At 45.6% G+C, this 17,400-nt stretch carries 12 protein-coding genes; all 12 read right to left on the reverse strand.

Translation table 11 applies throughout. The features are described from left to right. Positions 1 to 35: 35 nt before the first annotated feature. Positions 36 to 2,936 carry a penicillin-binding transpeptidase domain-containing protein gene (locus B5G33_RS11635; protein WP_087417772.1) on the reverse strand — a complete coding sequence of 967 codons (2,901 nt, stop codon included), beginning with the start codon at positions 2,934 to 2,936 and terminating at the stop codon, positions 36 to 38. Continuing rightward, positions 2,921 to 3,454 carry a rod shape-determining protein MreD gene (gene mreD, locus B5G33_RS11640; protein WP_087267840.1) on the reverse strand — a complete coding sequence of 178 codons (534 nt, stop codon included), beginning with the start codon at positions 3,452 to 3,454 and terminating at the stop codon, positions 2,921 to 2,923. Before mreD ends, B5G33_RS11635 begins: the two co-directional genes overlap by 16 nt. Beyond that, positions 3,455 to 4,312 (reverse strand): rod shape-determining protein MreC, encoded by an 858-nt coding sequence (gene mreC / locus B5G33_RS11645; protein WP_087417773.1) that lies wholly within the window; start codon positions 4,310 to 4,312, stop codon positions 3,455 to 3,457. A 25-nt stretch (positions 4,313 to 4,337) separates the two neighbouring features. Beyond that, the gene (locus B5G33_RS11650) at positions 4,338 to 5,333 is read right to left on the reverse strand and encodes a rod shape-determining protein (protein ID WP_242974684.1); all 996 of its coding nucleotides are present in this window, start codon (positions 5,331 to 5,333) and stop codon (positions 4,338 to 4,340) included. 18 nt (positions 5,334 to 5,351) lie between these two features. Further along, positions 5,352 to 6,038 (reverse strand): RadC family protein, encoded by a 687-nt coding sequence (radC, locus tag B5G33_RS11655; protein ID WP_087267832.1) that lies wholly within the window; start codon positions 6,036 to 6,038, stop codon positions 5,352 to 5,354. A 78-nt stretch (positions 6,039 to 6,116) separates the two neighbouring features. Next, entirely contained in the window at positions 6,117 to 7,724 is a 1,608-nt protein-coding gene (locus tag B5G33_RS11660; protein WP_087417775.1) for an NAD(P)/FAD-dependent oxidoreductase, read from the reverse strand. A 4-nt stretch (positions 7,725 to 7,728) separates the two neighbouring features. After that, positions 7,729 to 8,943: an NAD(P)/FAD-dependent oxidoreductase gene (locus tag B5G33_RS11665; RefSeq protein ID WP_087417776.1), complete on the reverse strand. Its 1,215-nt coding sequence runs from the start codon at positions 8,941 to 8,943 to the stop codon at positions 7,729 to 7,731. An 11-nt stretch (positions 8,944 to 8,954) separates the two neighbouring features. After that, a complete protein-coding gene (locus B5G33_RS11670) occupies positions 8,955 to 10,244 on the reverse strand; it encodes a methionine gamma-lyase family protein (protein ID WP_087417777.1) in 1,290 nt (429 codons plus the stop codon). Beyond that, a complete protein-coding gene (gene miaA, locus B5G33_RS11675) occupies positions 10,244 to 11,188 on the reverse strand; it encodes a tRNA (adenosine(37)-N6)-dimethylallyltransferase MiaA (protein ID WP_087417811.1) in 945 nt (314 codons plus the stop codon). The genes B5G33_RS11670 and miaA overlap by 1 nt, the downstream gene beginning before the upstream one ends. 9 nt (positions 11,189 to 11,197) lie before the next feature. Continuing rightward, positions 11,198 to 13,186, reverse strand: coding sequence for a DNA mismatch repair endonuclease MutL (gene mutL / locus B5G33_RS11680; protein WP_087417778.1), 1,989 nt, complete (start codon positions 13,184 to 13,186; stop codon positions 11,198 to 11,200). Positions 13,187 to 13,192: 6 nt separating this feature from the next. Then, positions 13,193 to 15,868 carry a DNA mismatch repair protein MutS gene (gene mutS, locus B5G33_RS11685; RefSeq protein WP_087417779.1) on the reverse strand — a complete coding sequence of 892 codons (2,676 nt, stop codon included), beginning with the start codon at positions 15,866 to 15,868 and terminating at the stop codon, positions 13,193 to 13,195. A 9-nt stretch (positions 15,869 to 15,877) separates the two neighbouring features. Then, complete coding sequence (miaB, locus tag B5G33_RS11690) at positions 15,878 to 17,353, reverse strand: tRNA (N6-isopentenyl adenosine(37)-C2)-methylthiotransferase MiaB (protein WP_087267814.1); 1,476 nt, start codon at positions 17,351 to 17,353, stop codon at positions 15,878 to 15,880. Between the last annotated feature and the right edge of the window lie 47 nt (positions 17,354 to 17,400).

Here is a 17,400-nt window from a genome sequence, read left to right on the forward strand (position 1 = left end):
CCTGATATTTTCCTTTTATGCATCTCTGGTATTTTTTAATCCGTCTGTGCGGTGGATATGTTATCTGTGTTTGCAGTACCGGAAACAATTTCCGATTCATCTTCCAGATTGTACATATAGCTGAAAATATCATTTGCAACAGATATCGCATTTCCGGAACTGTATCCGTAAGAAATACGAACAGCCATGGCAACTTCCGGGTCCTCATAAGGAGCAAATCCGATAAATAAACCATGGGAAGGCCGTGATAAATCTTCCTGCGCAGTACCGGTCTTTCCTGCCACGGCAACATCCAGGGAGCTTAAAATAGGATTTCTTGTAGCCACTCCCCGCATACCTTCATGAACAGTGCTCCAGGTACTGTCTGAAACATCCAGATCACCTTTTATTTCCGGTGAGTAATCTTCCAGAACATTGCCGTCTGCGTCAGTAACTTTATCAAAAAGGGTCAGATCATAACTGGTCCCCCGGCTTGCAATAGTGGTTACATACCTGGCAAGCTGCGATGTGGTATACTGGGCATTACTCTGTCCGATAGCAGAACGGACTACATCTGCATCTGCCAGCTGAGGCTCTGATTCTTCTATTTCCAAACCTGTTTTTTCATTCAGGCGGAACATTTTAGCATATTTGTTCAAAGTTTCCAAACCAAGTGAATCTGAAAATTCACCGTTGGAATCTGTTCCCAGGTCATAAGCAACCTGTCCGAAGAAATCGTTACAGGAGTTTGCGATACCGCTTACAACACTCATATAGCCATGTCCATAAATATTGGTACATTTCACAAAATCTGATGAATTTGGAAAATGGAAGGCGCCGTCACAGACCACACCATAATTACTGTCAACGATTCCCTCTTCAATACCTGCTATAGCGGTGACAACTTTAAAAGTTGAACCGGGGGCTCTTGTCTCCTGGGTGGCCTTATTATATAAGGGCCGTGACAGGTCTTCCAAAAGATGGTTATAGTAGTCTGAATCCATATTATTGGCCAGACGGTTATTGTCATATCCAGGATAGGTAACACAGGCCAGCGTCTCTCCGGTCTTAGGATCTGTAACCACTGCTGAACCATAACAGGGATCCAGAGCCAGTTGAGCCGGTGTAATTTCCAGACTGGTGATCTTCTGGATCATAAAGTCATATGCTCTCAGAGAACCGGATGCAAGGGAGTTGTAGGTATTCTCATCCTGTTCCAGCACTCCCTGATCATAGAGAAGCATACAAAGCTGTGTGCCGGAGATCATGTCGGACTGGAGCATATATTTATAAATAATCTTTGAAAATCCCTCATCATCACTGAGAGATTCTGTCAGATATTCTGACAGGGCCGTATATACTTCTGAAGAAGACAGATACTCTCCTTCCGCAGAAAACCTGGAAATATCAATCCAGTTTTCTCCTGCAGCATAGGTAAGGAACTCTTTTAAACTGATGGTTCCGTTCTGCCATGCCTTATATACAGAGTCAGAAACGTCAATGGCGCCTTCAGATAGAATCCCGGTATCCTGTATTAAAAAATCACTGACGATATACTGCTGGTACTCCTGCATCTCCTCAGACAAGTCCTGGAAAGCAGTCGGATTTTCACTGGTCAGCTCTGAGCCGATCTCCGAAAACACCTGTGACTGTCGCTGCTGGAAGAGGCTGTACACCGTCTGTTCCAGGGTAGTTGCATCTTCTGCAGAAAAATGTCCGATATCCAATACGCTGTTTTCAATCAGCGCATAATATACATCGTAAATGGGGGTTTTGATTTCTGCAGTATCCATTCCCTCTACATATTCAAAAGTCTTTGTATTAACAATATTCTCCACAAGGATTCCGGCGATTTTCTGTTCCAGAACGTCATAGACCACCTTCTGCAGATCCTTGTCAATGGACAGATACACATCATTTCCTGCCACCGGGTCTACTTTGGAATTCTCATTTATATCCAAAATCTTACCCAGCCGGTCTACGACCACTTCCTCTGAGCCATCCTGTCCCCGAAGCTGAGTCTCCATGAGCTGTTCCACCCCGGATTTTCCGATGATCGCATCGGTGGAATAGTCATCATATCCCTCTTCTTCCAACGCCTCCAGCTCTTCTGCAGAAGCTTTTCCGGTATATCCGATGATATTTGCGAAATATTCCGCATCGTCATAAACGCGGATGGAATCCTCTTCAATATCCACACCCTGAAGGCTGTCCTTCCGCTCCATGATCTCTGCCACAGTATCTTCACTGACATTTGTGGCAATGGTCACAGGGATATATTTCTGGTAACTGTTAGTAGATAGAATATAGCGGATTTTTACCACTTCCAGAGTCTCCTCTGGAGTAAAACTTTCAGGGAGCTCATGATCAGAAAGTTCCTGAGCAGTGTAGGGGCTCTTATTGTTTACCAAGGCGAATCTTTCTTCACTGCACATATAATCCATCAGCTCTTGAGCAGTAGCATTGAGCTCATCCTCTTCCAGGCTGTCAATTTCTGCTTCCCCATATACGTCTGCTTTAAATCGGTTTAATGTAAACCCGCTGGCAGTATATACGTATTCTCCGTTATCATCCAGATCGATATAGAAACTGATGTCTGTGCTTTCTTCGTGCTTCTGAAGAATCTGCAGCAGTTCATAGGCCACATGGTTCAGCGTAAGATTTTGCTCTCTGGTAGTATCATAAGTTCCGTTATCTTCCAGAGTGACTGAATAGGAAAGCTGATTATAGGCAAGAAGCTGTCCGTTTCTGTCTCTGATATTCCCTCTTGTACTTTTGATGGTCCTTTCTCTGGTAATACTCAGATTAAAATTATCTGCATATTCCTGTCCATGTATGATCTGGAGAGAAAACAGTCTCTGCAGAAGAATGGCAAAAAGTCCGATGAATAAAAGAGTCAGTACCGTAGTTCTTCTAAGCCCTATACGTTTAATGAATTTTTTTATTTTCTTAACCAAAAGGAATCTCTCTCTTTCATTTCCAGTGCTGTAAGTTTTTTGTTAAGTATAAAAAGCAGTTTGTACAAAATCACTGTGATCAGTACCGTATAGATTGCCTCCGGGATAATGATTCTCCGAATGTAAAAAAACATATCCGTCCTGCCCCGAAGGAGAAATTGGAATCCATATACGGCCAAGCCGTAAAGAACGTCCCCCACTGCCACTAAAAACATGGGAACGCGGATTTCCTCGTCATAAAAAATCTTCATGCAGCATCCGGCACCATATCCTATGCAAAGATAGATCAGTGCATAAAAGCCCAGAAGATTTCCATAAAAGATATCTTTCAGAATTCCGCAGAGGAAACCGGTCCACATCCCGGCAACCTTCCCCCGCATAAATCCGAATGAAATCGTAACTATCAGCAGCAGATTCGGCACGATAGAGCCAATAGCCAGCCCCTGAAAGACAGTTGTCTGTAAAATAAAGCAGACCAGGATCACCAGGAGATAAACAAGTTTTCGCCTAATTCTCATTTACGAATCCCCTTTCTGCTGCTTTAATTCTTTGATTACCAGGACTTCACGAATATGTTCAAAATCCACAACCGGTGTAAGGGTTCCTGTTTTTGTAAGGTTATTCGGGTCTTCTTCTACCTCGCTGACATAACCGATCAGGATACCCGGGAGAAATTTTTCGCTCACGTCAGATGTAACGATCTTTTCGCCCTCCTGTATCCGGTCTTCGTCATCCTTTAGGTGGATAAACTGAAGTTTTCCTTCGTTAATAAGCCTGAGGTCTCCTGCCACGATACATCTGTCTGAGGTACTTACCGTCATTGCACTGACATTGCTGGAATCATCAATAATGGATCTGACCGTAGCCCAGTTATTTCCTACTTCTGTCACAATACCTACCAGTCCGCCTCCTGCGATTACATTACAGTCCACCTGGACTCCATCATCGGTTCCCCGGTTAATAGTAAAGGTAGAAAACCAATTTTCATCGTCCATGGCAATGACCTGAGCCGCTACCTTATCATACTCACTGTACTGCTGATCCAGGGAATAGAGTTCCTGAAGGCGATCCAGTTCATCCAGGTCCTGCGTAAGCTGACTGTTCTGTTCCGTAAGCTGGTTCACCTTCTCCTGGAGCTGCTGATTTTCTTCCACCAGCTGCTGTTTACTCTGAAGGCCTGCAGTAGCTCCGTCAAGAGCCTTTCCAATACTGTTGATCCCGTTCTGGAAAGGTATGATGGCATAGCCTATTACATTCTTTACAGGGCCCACAGGCAGATTTACCGTAGCCGCCAGAGCCATCAGACTGATGCAGATCAGAATCATGATGACCAGAATATGTTTGCTTTTTATCACCCAGTTAAATTTTTTCTTCATTCTCAAAACCTCAGCTTTATACTTGTTATCTCACCCATTTTCTCAATGTACGGTTTCCCATGATCTCTTTCAGTCCACAGACTGTACAGAATTCAAAGTAATCGGAAAGCCGGATTTTCTGCCCTGTCTCCTGTTTCAGAAACCATTCCATATCCGGGATCCTGCTGGTACCTCCAGCCACAAAGATTCCCTGGTCCTCGATATTATGGCGTATCTGAGGAGGTATTCTCTCAAGAAAGAACTGAATCTCTTCACATATCTTTCTTACAGGAGCCAGGATAGTCTCATGAATCACATCGGAAGGAACGATTTCCTCTCTGGGAAGGCCGCTGAGACTGTCTACCCCAACAATCTTTCTGGCTTCCATAATATCCTCGCCAAGATAAGCCAGAGAGAATTTCAGACGGCGGGCTGTCCGGTTTCCAATGTGGAGATTATAACGTCTCCGTACTTCATTGGCAATTCCCTCATTAAGCTGTTTTCCTCCGATGTCCAGCATCTTGCTCACCACTACCCGTCCCTGTTCGATTACGGATATTTCCGTACTCTGGGCTCCCATGTTAACGATCATAGTGCCTTTTGTATGAAGGATCGGTATTCCTAAAGCCACTGCATCTGCAATGGTTTTGTCTACCATATAAATTTTATTTTTTCTGTTGGAATTTCCAATGGTATAATAGGCTCTCCTGTCGATTTCAGAAAGATCGGAAGGTATAGCAAGATAGAGGCTGTACCCTAACAGAGCCTGGGCATCTGTCTTTTCCAGCAAAGCCTTTAAGACCATCTCTGTATGATTGATATCTGCGATTTTTCCCCCAAGGACAGGAGAAATCACAGACACATTAGACGGATTCTTCTCAAAAATCTCATATGCGTCATTTCCCACAGCCAGGATCTGGTCCTGATTGCGTATGGCTATCATGTTTTTTTCCGCTATAATAGTATCCTGGTGCTGGGAATATATTTTCACAGCGCTGCTTCCCAGGTCTACTCCAAACGCTTTATGCAACGGCATCTTCATGCTCCCCTTTTTCTATCATTAAAAAATCCCCCGTTGGCGAAAACTCAGGAATCTATGATCACCAATGATAATATGATCGATCAAAGGGATTCCCAGAATATCCCCTGCTCTGGACACCCGTTGTGTAAAATCCAGGTCTGCCCGGCTGGGAGCCGGATCTCCGCTGGGATGATTATGTACCAGCAGGATTCCCACTGCATGGTAGGAAACTGCCGCCAGAAAAATCTCTCTGGGGTTTACCAGAGAACTGTTTACCGTGCCTTTAAAAACCATTTCCTCCCCCAGAAGATGGTTCTTTGTATCCAGCATCATGCAGATCAACATCTCCTGTTCTTCATGACGAAGTCTCTCCATATAATATTCTGCTATCGTCTCAGGCTGATTAAAGGAAAGCCCTTTTCTGGCTGTAGCCGTGGCGATTCTTTTGGACAGTTCCCCGATACATTTAATCTGAACTGCCTTTACTTTTCCCACGCCCTTTACAGACTGGAGCTGAGTCAGACTTAGCTGATACAGTCCCAGAAGGCCTTCTTTGTCTCTGGAAAGATTTAAGATTTCATCTGCCATAGCCACAGAAGGACATCCCTTTGTACCTGTACGCAGCAGCACAGCTAAAAGCTCCCCGTCACTCAGGGAGCCGGCTCCTAAACGCAGGCACTTCTCATAGGGTCTGTCCTCTTTTGCCATATCCATTATTTTCTTCATTTTTTCGCTGCGATACTCTCTTCGGCATATAGTTTTCGCAGGTTCATTGTAGCACAGTTTGAAAATGATGTATATGCCTTAAAATAAATTTCTGATTTTTTTCACAATTGCTTCTCCTGTTTTCAGGCCGTCCATGGCTGCGGAAGTTATGCCTCCTGCATAGCCAGCGCCTTCTCCACAGGGATAAATCCCTTCCACATTACATTGGAAACTATCATCTCTTGGAATCCTCACTGGTGAGGAAGTACGGCTCTCCACACCGGTAAGAACCATGTCCTTCCGGTCAAAGCCGGGAATGATCTCTCCGAAAGCCTGAATCCCCTCTATCAGTGTCTCGCTGATCTGATCAGGAAAAAGTTTTCGGAGATTGGAAAAACTCCATGCCCCCTTGGTACAAGGCGTCACCTGACCAAGGACTGAGGAGTCCTGATTCTGGCAGAAGTCTCCGTAAAGCTGAAGAGGAATCTTTCCCTGCCCCAGATTCCAGGCTTTCTCTTCCAGCTCCCGCTGAAACTCCACACCAGCCAAAGGTCCCGAACCAGAAAAATCCTCAGGAGTTACAGTTACGATCAGAGCGCTGTTGGCATTTCGGCTGCCTCTGTCGTGATAACTCATACCGTTAACTGCCAGTCTTCCCGGCTCTGAGGAAGCATTGACTACATAGCCTCCAGGGCACATGCAGAAACTGTAAATCCCCCGCCCGTTTTTTCCCCGGTGGGTAAGCTTATAGGACGCAGCCCCTAGATTTCCCGGTTCTTCTTTGCCATACTGGTAGAGGTTGATCATGGTCTGGGGATGTTCTGCTCTAAGTCCTACAGCAAAAGCCTTGGGCTCCATATTGATATTTCTTTTTTCCAGCAGGGAAAAAGTATCTCTGGCACTGTGGCCTACTGCCAGGACTACGAAAGGCGTAAGGATTTCTTCCTGTCCGTTGACCACTACACCCCTGACTTTTCCTTCTTCTATAAGCAAATCCGTTACTTTGCTCCGGAACCGAACCTCTCCCTGGTGTTCTTCAATATAATTCCGGATATTCTTTACGATTTCTACAAGCTGGTCTGTTCCCAGATGAGGCTTCTGCACATATAAAATCTCTTCCGGGGCACCTGCTCGCACAAAAATATTCAGCACCTCAGTATTCCTTCCCTGGCTGTCCTTTACCAGGGTATTCAACTTTCCGTCAGAAAAAGTTCCTGCTCCTCCTTCTCCAAACTGCACATTACTCTCTGTGTCCAGGTCTCCTTTTTCCCAAAAGCAGCTTACCTTTTCCAGACGTTTATCTGCATCATCTCCCCGTTCCAGAACAATGGGACGCAGCCCTGCGCGTGCAAGATAATAAGCGCAGAAAAGGCCAGCCGGACCGCTGCCTACGATTACTGGCCGGCAGGATTCCAGGTTTTTCATGCTGAGACCTTCCGGTGCTGTCAGATATAAAAATTTTTTTCTTTTAGTTAACATAATGTTATTACTGTTAACCTTTTTCAAAACCTTACTTTCTTTTTTCACTGACGCATCAATCGTGTATACAAAATACAATTCTGGTTTTTTTCTGGCATCCAGAGACTGCTTCCGGATTTTCCAGGACTGAAGTTCCTGGGGAGATATTTTTAAAGTTTTTAATATTTTTTTCTCCAGATCTTCTCTGGTATGGGAAACAGGCAGCTTTATCTGCTGTAAAGTCAGCATGAGCTCAACTCCTCTCCTGTAAAGTTTTTCTGATATTCCGAGCAGCGCTTCTCCCTGCCAGGGCTCCTGTAGTCCAGGCCCACTGCAGATTGTAGCCTCCACAGATACCGTCTGTATCCAGAATCTCTCCTGCCAGATACAGCCCCGGCACCTTTCTGGATTCCAAAGTGTCCGAATAGACCTCTGAAAGAGGCACGCCTCCAGAACATACCTGGGCCTGCTCATAGGATTTTCCACCAGTAATCTCTATCGGAAATTCCTTGATTTTTTCCGCCAGCTTTGAGATATCCGGCTTTCCCGTCATCAGCACCTCTGCCAGTTTCTCCGGCAGAAGACCTATCAGAAGTTGTTTTACAGACTTATAAGGGCATTGTTCCTGTCTGGCTCTGAGGAAAGCCGCCAATCCCTCCCGGTCAAAGTCCGGAAGAAAATCCAGAAGAAGGGTTACCTTAAGCCCCTCTTCTCTCAGACGCACTGCCCTGCCGCTGACCTGAAACACGGGAATGCCTGAAACTCCATAATCCGTAAGCTGGATTTCTCCCTGGGCCTGGTCAAAAATATGGTTCTCCGCCAAAAGAGAAACTCTCCCTTCTGTGCGGACTCCTGCCCATTTAGAAAACCAGTTTCCTTTTCCCTTTAAAGGGACCAACGCCGGCAGAGGCGGTATAAGGCTGTGGCCCAAATTTTTTGCCAGTTCATATCCGCTGCCGTCTGCTCCCTGTATGGCTGAGGCCCGTGAGCCTGCAGACAGGATTACTTTGTCTGCCGGATAGCTCCAGGTCTCCGTAACCACCAGGAACCCTTCTCCTTCTTTTTTGATATCTTTTACATGCTCTTTGCATTTAATCTTTACCTTTCGGTATCTGGCTTCCATTTCCAGCAGATCCCGCACACTGGATGCCTGCATACTGGCCGGATAGAGATAGCCTTCTCTGTTTTTCGTATAGACGCCGATCTGAGAGAAAAAGCGAATAGTATCCTGGAAAGAAAATCCCTGGAGGATCTCCCAGGCCAGATTCCCTGAAAGGCTGTGATAACAGGAAGGCTCCTGGCAGGTATTGGTGAGATTACATCTTCCATTTCCTGTAGCTAAAAGTTTCTTTCCTGTTTTTTCATTATGTTCCAGAAGAGTGACCTCTCCCCCTTCTCTGGCCGCCATAATAGCCGCCATCAGTCCGGAAGCGCCTCCTCCGATGATACAGATTTTTTTTCTTTCCATAGAAGCTCCTATTATTCAGGAAGAGTTACCAGTTTCTTATCCACAAGCTTCTGAAGGGACATGAGAATTCCCAGCTTAGCGTGATACCAGGTCAGTCCTCCCTGAAAATATACAGTATAAGGAGGCTTGATCGGGCCGTCTGCAGACAGTTCAATGGAAGAACCTGAAACAAAAGCACCTGCAGCCATGATCACATCGCTGTCATAGCCAGGCATAGCCCAGGGTTCCGGCTCTACATAGCTGTCCACCGGAGCCGCTGCCTGGATTCCCTTACAAAATTCAATGACCCCTTCCGGTGTTCCGAAAGTCACTGCCTGGATAATATCATGACGCTCTTCTTTACTGTCCGGAGTCACTGCAAATCCAAGTCTTTCGTATATATTTGCCGCAAAAATAGCTCCTTTTAAAGCTCCGGCAGTCACAGAAGGAGACAGGAAAAATCCCTGATAAAAGGCTGAATTCACGCCCAGACTGGCGCCTACTTCCTTGCCAAGGCCTGGACAGGTAAGCCTGTAAGCAGCGTTTTCCACATATTCTTCTTTTCCTGCAATATAGCCTCCAATAGGAGCCAGTCCGCCGCCAGGGTTTTTAATAAGGGAACCCACCACTAAGTCGGCCCCAACGTCGCTGGGTTCCAGCCTTTCTACAAATTCTCCGTAGCAGTTGTCTACCATACAGATCACATCTGATTTGATCCCCTTAATAAAGGAAATCAGCTCTCCAATCTGCTCTACGGAAAAGGTAGGACGGGTCAGATACCCTTTGGATCTCTGGATTTCCACAAGTTTTGTGTTTTCATTAATAGCTGCCCGGATTCCATCATAATCAAAGGTTCCGTCTTCCAGAAGCTCTACCTGACGGTAAGTCACGCCATACTCTGCCAGAGAGCCTTTCGATGGCCGTATACCGATAACCTCCTCCAAAGTATCATAGGGCTTTCCTACTGGAGAGAGAAGCTCGTCTCCAGGACGGAGATTTCCTGCCAGAGCCACTGCCAGAGCATGGGTGCCGCAGGCCAGAAGAGGCCGCACCAAGGCAGACTCTGTGTGAAAAGTATCTGCATATACAGATTCTAAAGTATCTCTTCCCATATCATTATATCCGTATCCCGTAGAAGGATACAGGCAGGCTTCACTGACTTTATTTTTCTGCATGGCATGGAGTACCTTAAGCTGGTTGTACTCCGCAGTTTTATCAATTTCGTCAAAGCGGCTTTTCAGTTCTTTTTCTATTTTGTCTCCATAAGCCAGCACCTGAGAACTGATGCCCAGTTCCCGGTACATTGCTTCCATTTCACCCATTACAGAATCCCTCTTTTCTTACAGTTTTCCAATATATATTCTAAAATTTTCTTATCATCATAATCAAAATCCGGCTTATTCACCCAGATCACATCCTTCTCCCTGCGGAACCAGGTAAGCTGGCGTTTGGCAAAATGCCGGGTATCTCTTTTCAGCACATAAACGGCTTCTTCCAGAGAATATTCTCCTTCAAGATTAGCCAGGATTTCTTTATAGCCCAGTCCCTGCATGGATACCATATCCCTGGTATATCCCATCTGTGCCAGACGGCGGACTTCTTCTACCAGCCCTTCATCCAGCATCTGGTCCACCCGCCGGTCAATCTTCTCATACAGTCTTTCCCGGTGGTCATTTAAGACAAAGTAGGCCGTATTATAGGGAGAAACCTTTTCTCCTTCTCTTTCATTATGAAGAGAAATCTTTTCCCCGGTCAGTTCGTAATATTCCAGCGCCCGGATAACCCGTTTAATATTATTGGGATGGATTTTTTCGGCAGATTCCGGGTCCCGCTGGGCCAAAAGTTCATGAAGATATTCCCCTCCCTTTTCCTGGGCAAGGTTTTCCAATCTTTCTCTTACAGAGGATTTTTCCGTATCCTGAGAAAAGTCAATATCCTTTACCACTGCCTGAATATAAAATCCCGTTCCTCCTGTAAGGATAGGGATTTTCCCTTTGGAATAGATTTCTTTCATAGCTTCTTTGGCCATTTCCTGAAAACGGACTACATGAAATTCTTCATCCGGCTCCAGGACATCGATAAGATAATGGGGGATACCCTCCATCTCTTCCTTTTTTATCTTGGCGGAACCGATATCCATGTGCTTATATACCTGCATAGAATCTGCAGAAATAATCTCACCCTCCACTGCCCTTGCCAAAGCAATGGAAAGGCTGGTTTTTCCTACTGCTGTAGGGCCTGTGAGAACGATCAAAGGCTTTTTCAAAAAAATCACCTACACAATTCTTTTAAATTTCTTTTCTAATTCATATTTCGTCATAGATATGATCGTGGGCCTTCCATGGGGACAATGGTAAGGATTTTCCAGCCCCAGCAGTTCATCTATAAGTCTGTCCGCTTCCTCAAAGGAAAGGGTGTTATTTCCTTTTACCGCCGCTTTGCATGCAGCCGTGGCGATCCTGCCCGCAATAATATCCAAAGGCTGTCTGGTATTTTCATTTTCCAGGCTGTCCAGAATCTCTACGAAAAGTTCCTGAACGGAAATCCCGTATATATTTGCGGGAACTCCGTGAATACTGTACTCTCTGCCGCCAAATTCTTCAATCTCAAATCCGAATCTTCTAAACACCTCCATATGGGTCTTTAAAAGCATATCTTCCTGGAGGTTCAGAGAAATTACCTGAGGAGGAGACACCATCTGGGTAGTCACCTCCCGGCTTTCAAATTCTTTCATAAACCTCTCATAAAGAACCTTTTCATGGGCAGCATGCTGGTCAATAATATAAAACTTGTTGTCATATTCTACCAGCCAGTAGGTCTCAAAAAGCTGGCCGATGATCCTGTGCCGGGCCCTGGCTTTTTTCGATAACAGACGGTCATCGAAAAGCTCCATCTGCTGAGGGGCCGGCTGAGTCTTTTTCACTTTTTCCTCAGAAGTCAGTAAAGCTTCTTTCAGAGAGGGGCTCGGCTTCTCCAGCGTTTTAGAGATTTCCGGAGCCGAATCAGCAGGAGGAGTCGGAGGCACCGTGGCAATCCGGATTCCTGAGCTGGTCCTCTCCTCTTTTGTATTTGGAGAAATTCTTTCTTGTTCCTCTTTATCAGAAGTTCTGTAAGAATTTCTCTCTTCCCTTATCTGCTGGGATAAAGCCGCCTGTTTTTTTCGAAATCCCGTTTCAAAAGGCTCCGGTGCAGGGCTCTTTATCTGGTTCTTTTTTTCTGCTTTCTGAGCCTCTCTCTTCTCCTTCTGGCTTTCCAGCTCCACCTGAGGAATCATTTCCCGTCGGGACAAAGTCTGGGTGATCATATCATAAGTAGCGTTGTACACAGCCCCCTGGTTCTGAAACCGGACTTCCATCTTTGTTGGATGGACGTTTACATCAATCTCCTCTCCGGAAATGGTATATTGAAGACACACAAAGGGATACTTGTGCTGCATCATATAAGGCTTATAAGCCTCTTCAATGGCTTTCATCAGGATTTTGCTCTTTACGTATCTTCCGTTAATATAATAATTTTCAAAATTTCGGTTTCCTCTGGAAATCACTGGTTTTCCAATAAATCCCTCTATCAAAATTCCCGGACGTTCAAACCGGACTTCCAGCAGCTCTCTGGTAATATCTCTGCCGTATATCCCATAGATGACGTCTTTCAGGTTGGAATTTCCTGAGCTGTGGAGACGCATCTGTCCATTTACCATATATTTAAAGGAAATGTCCTGATGAGAAAGAGCAAGCTGTTCCATATAGGCACTGACATAACCGGCCTCTGTCATAGCTGTTTTTAAAAATTTGGCTCTGGCAGGGGTATTAAAGAACAGGTTCCGTACCAGCATGGTAGTGCCATTTGGGGCGCCGATCTCTTCCAGAGATTTTTCTCTGCCCCCTTCTATAAGGTACCGAACGCCTGTCATGGCCTCCGAAGTCTTAGTGATCACTTCCATCTGAGACACGGCAGAAATGCTGGAAAGAGCCTCTCCCCGAAATCCCAGAGAAGAAATCTGAAGCAGGTCCTCCACCTTCTGGATTTTACTGGTAGCATGACGAAGAAAAGCCATAGGTACCTGGTCTTTAGGAATACCATTGCCGTTGTCTGTAACACGGATAAAGGAAATACCGCCTTCCTTGATTTCCACAGTTACTGCCGTGGCTCCTGCGTCAATAGCATTTTCCACCAGCTCTTTTACCACGGAAGCTGGCCGCTCAACCACTTCTCCTGCTGCTATTTTATCAATTGTATTCTGGTCTAATACTGCAATTTCTTTCACAATTTATCACCATCTGTTTTTCAGCTTATTCTGGAGCCGGTACAGTACATTTAAAGCATCTACCGGACGCAGCTCATCAATTTTAATAGATTTCAGCTCCTCTAATACATCGTCATCCTTTACCGTATCAAAAAGAGAAATCTGTTCCATGTCTACCTCGTCATAGTGAACCGGCTGTTTGAGCTTCGTTTTCTTTCCCTCCGAGGCAATATCTTTCACCGTAGCGGTGATATCCGCACTGACCAGTTCTTCCACCAATTCCTTGGCTCTGTTAATAACTGAATCTGGAACTCCCGCCAATTTAGCCACCTGGATACCGTAACTTTTATCTGCACCGCCTTTGACGATCTTACGCAGAAACACAATGTCATCTCCCCGCTCTTTCACGGCGATGCAGTAGTTATTTACTCCCGGCAGCTTTCCTTCCAGTTCCGTCAGTTCATGATAGTGAGTGGCAAAAAGAGTCTTGGCGCCTAAAAGCTTTGGATTGCTGATGTGTTCGATTACAGCCCATGCAATGGACAGACCGTCAAAAGTGCTGGTGCCTCTTCCAATTTCATCCAGGATCAGCAGGCTTTTTGCAGTGGCATTCCGCAGGATATTGGCTACTTCTGTCATCTCCACCATAAAAGTACTCTGACCACTGGCAAGATCATCAGAAGCTCCTACTCTGGTAAAAATCCGGTCTACAATACCGATATTTGCCTTACTGGCCGGTACAAAAGAACCAATCTGCGCCATCAAAACAATCAGTGCCGTCTGACGCATGTAAGTGGACTTTCCTGCCATATTGGGGCCTGTAATCACAGATATCCGGTTCTTTCCGTTATCCAGATAAGTGTCATTAGGAATGAACATGTCATTGGTGATCATCTTCTCCACTACCGGGTGGCGTCCGTCCTTTATGTCGATAATGCCTTTCGTATTAATCTTTGGCCGGACATATTGATTCCTGGAGGCCACCAATGCCAAAGAAAGATAGGCATCCAGCTTTGCAATAGCCCGGGCAGTTTTTTGGATACGTTCCACTTCCCCGGCAATCATATTTCTTATCTCAGCAAACCGGTCATATTCCAGAGCATAAAGCTTGTCTTCCGCCCCCAGGATCATATCCTCCAGTTCCTTTAGCCGGGGAGTAATATACCGCTCAGCATTGGTCAAAGTCTGTTTTCTCGTATAATAATCCGGGACCATATCCTTAAAAGAGTTGGTCACTTCCAGATAATAGCCGAAAACTTTGTTGAATTTAATCCGCAGGTTTTTAATTCCTGTTTTCTCTCTTTCCTCTGCCTCCAGTTCAGCCAGCCATGTTTTTCCCTTGGTCTTGGCCTGACGGAAATCATCAATTTGATGATCATAGCCGTCTTTGATGATCCCGCCCTCTTTCATAGCCAAAGGCGGATCTTCTACAATAGCCTTATCCAGGACCTGGTACAGATCCTGGAGCTCGTCCATATCTTCATAGACTTTCTGCAGCTCCTCGCTCTGAAACTGGGCCAGAAGCCTGCGGATATGGGGAATCATCCCTATAGAAGTCTTAAAAGCGATCAGATCCCTGGGATTGGCAGACTGATAACTGACCCGGCTGATCAGACGCTCCAGGTCATAAACCGGCCCCAGATATTCCCGTATTTCTTCCCGGTCCATTTCCTGACGATTAATTTCCTCTACGGCATCCAGACGCCGGTTGATCGCCTCCTGCTCGATCAAAGGCTGCTCAATAAAAGACCGAAGCATCCTGGCTCCCATGGCGGTTTTGGTTTTATCCAGCACCCAGAGAAGAGACCCTTTTTTTTCTTTTTCCCGCATAGTCTCTGTCAGCTCCAGGTTTCTCCTGGTAGAGCTGTCGATCAGCATATACTTATCCGTGATATAAGGCGTGATCTCTCGCATATGCTCCAGAGAAGTCTTCTGAGTCTCCAGAAGATAAGTGAGGAGAGCCCCTGCCGCAATCACTGCACAGTCATAGTCCTTCAATCCAAGCCCTTCCAGCGTACCCACATGAAAATGTTCCTTTAGCGTCCTGTCACACAGGTCATCATCAAAATACCAGTTATCCAGAGCCGACACAGATATATGGAGCCGGTTTCTCAGCTCTTCCAAATCCACGCCGCTCATGCAGAAAGCCTCGTTGCAGATCATTTCCGCCGGGGAAAATTTGTAGATTTCATCCAGAAGATTCCGAAGCTTCTCTACTTCTGTAACCATAAAGGCTCCTGTGGTCACGTCTGCAAAAGCAATTCCAAAACGGTTGGAGATATAGGCTACGGACATAATATAGTTGTTTTTTGTCTCATCAAGGGCCTGGGTATAGAGATTTGTTCCCGGAGTAACTACCCGGATTACTTCCCGCTTTACAATGCCCTTGGCTTTTTTAGGGTCTTCCACCTGCTCGCAGATAGCTACCTTATAGCCTTTTTCCACCAGCCGGTTAATATAATTGTCCGCAGCATGAAAGGGGACGCCGCACATGGGCGCCCGCTCGGCCAAACCACAGTCCTTTCCCGTCAGGGTTAACTCCAGCTCCTGGGATACGGTTTCTGCATCCTCGAAAAACATTTCATAGAAATCGCCCAGACGATAAAATAAAATACAGTCCTTATATTCTTCTTTTGTCTTTATATAGTGCTGCATCATGGGGGAAACCACAGATACATCCACTTCTTTTATTGAAATTCCCATTCTGCCTCTTTATCCTACTTTCCTGCCCATATAATAAAATCCTCTGCACTCCAGAAGCTCTACCTGACAAAGCTGGCCGATAAGAGAAGTATCTCCTGGAAAATGTACCAGCAGATTGTTTGAGAGCCTTCCTGTAACCAGATGGGGATCCTGGTTGTTCTGCTCTTCTACCAGTACTTCCTGGACAGTTCCCCTGTCTCTGGAGGACATCTCTCTTCCGATTTCCTGTACTTTCTTTAGCAGCCGGTCAAAACGGTCTTTTACCACCTCTTCCGGCACCTGGTCTTCCATCACTGCTGCGGGAGTACCTGTTCTCTTGGAATAGATAAAGGTAAAGGCGCTGTCATAGCGGACTTTCTCAACTACATCCATAGTCTCCAAAAAGTCTTCCTCAGTCTCCCCGGGAAATCCCACAATAATATCTGTAGTAAGGGAAATATCCGGCATAGCCTCCCGAATCTTTCTCACCAGCTCCAAATACCTTTCCTTATCATACCGCCGGTTCATCAGCTTCAATATCCGGCTGCTTCCTGACTGGAGCGGCAGATGAATATGGCGGCAGATTTTTTTGCTGTTTTTCATCACCTCAATAAGCTCGTCGGATAAGTCCTTAGGATGAGAGGTCATAAACCGAATCCGCTTCAATCCTTGGATTTTTTCCACTTCCTGAAGAAGCTGTGCGAAAGTCATAGGCTCTTCCAGGTTTTTTCCATAAGAATTTACATTTTGTCCCAGAAGCATAACTTCCACCACCCCGTCTGCTACCAGACGTTCAATCTCCCGGATAATATCCCTGGGATTCCTGCTCCGCTCCCGTCCTCTTACATAGGGAACAATACAGTAGCTGCAGAAATTGTTGCAGCCAAACATGATATTTACCCCGGATTTGAAAGGATATTTTCGCTCTGTGGGCAAATCCTCCACGATCTTGTCTGTATCTTTCCAAATGTCGATGACCATACGGTCAGACAAAAGAGCCGAAACTACCAGCTCCGCAAATTTATAGATATTGTGAGTACCGAAGATCAAGTTTACAAAAGAATAGCTTTTTTTTAGCTTTTCCACTACCTGGGGCTCCTGCATCATACAGCCGCAGAGAGCGATCATCATATGGGGGTTTTTCTTTTTCAGGCTGTGTAGATAGCCTAGCCTTCCATAGACGCGCAAGTTGGCATTTTCTCGGACCGTACAGGTATTGTAGATAACAAAGTCTGCATTCTCATCTTCTGTCTCCACATAGCCGATACGCTCCAGTACACCAGCCAGTTTTTCTGAATCTCTTGCATTCATCTGGCAGCCGAAAGTCACTGTGCAGGCAGTTAATGGACGTCCCAGTTCCTGTTCCTTTTCCTGGACAAGCTGCCGGGCCTTCTTCATAAACCAGTACTGCCTTTCCGGCTCCTTTATAGGCGGCTCCTGGGTCAGATCCATGTTTTCTATGAGCTGATCTATTTCTGTAGTAAACACTATTTCTTTATTTTCCATTTTATATCAAAGTCCTTTCCGGGCATTATCTAATTAGTATATATTAA

This window comes from Blautia sp. An81 (assembly GCF_002161285.1).
GTDB lineage: Bacteria > Bacillota > Clostridia > Lachnospirales > Lachnospiraceae > Blautia > Blautia ornithocaccae.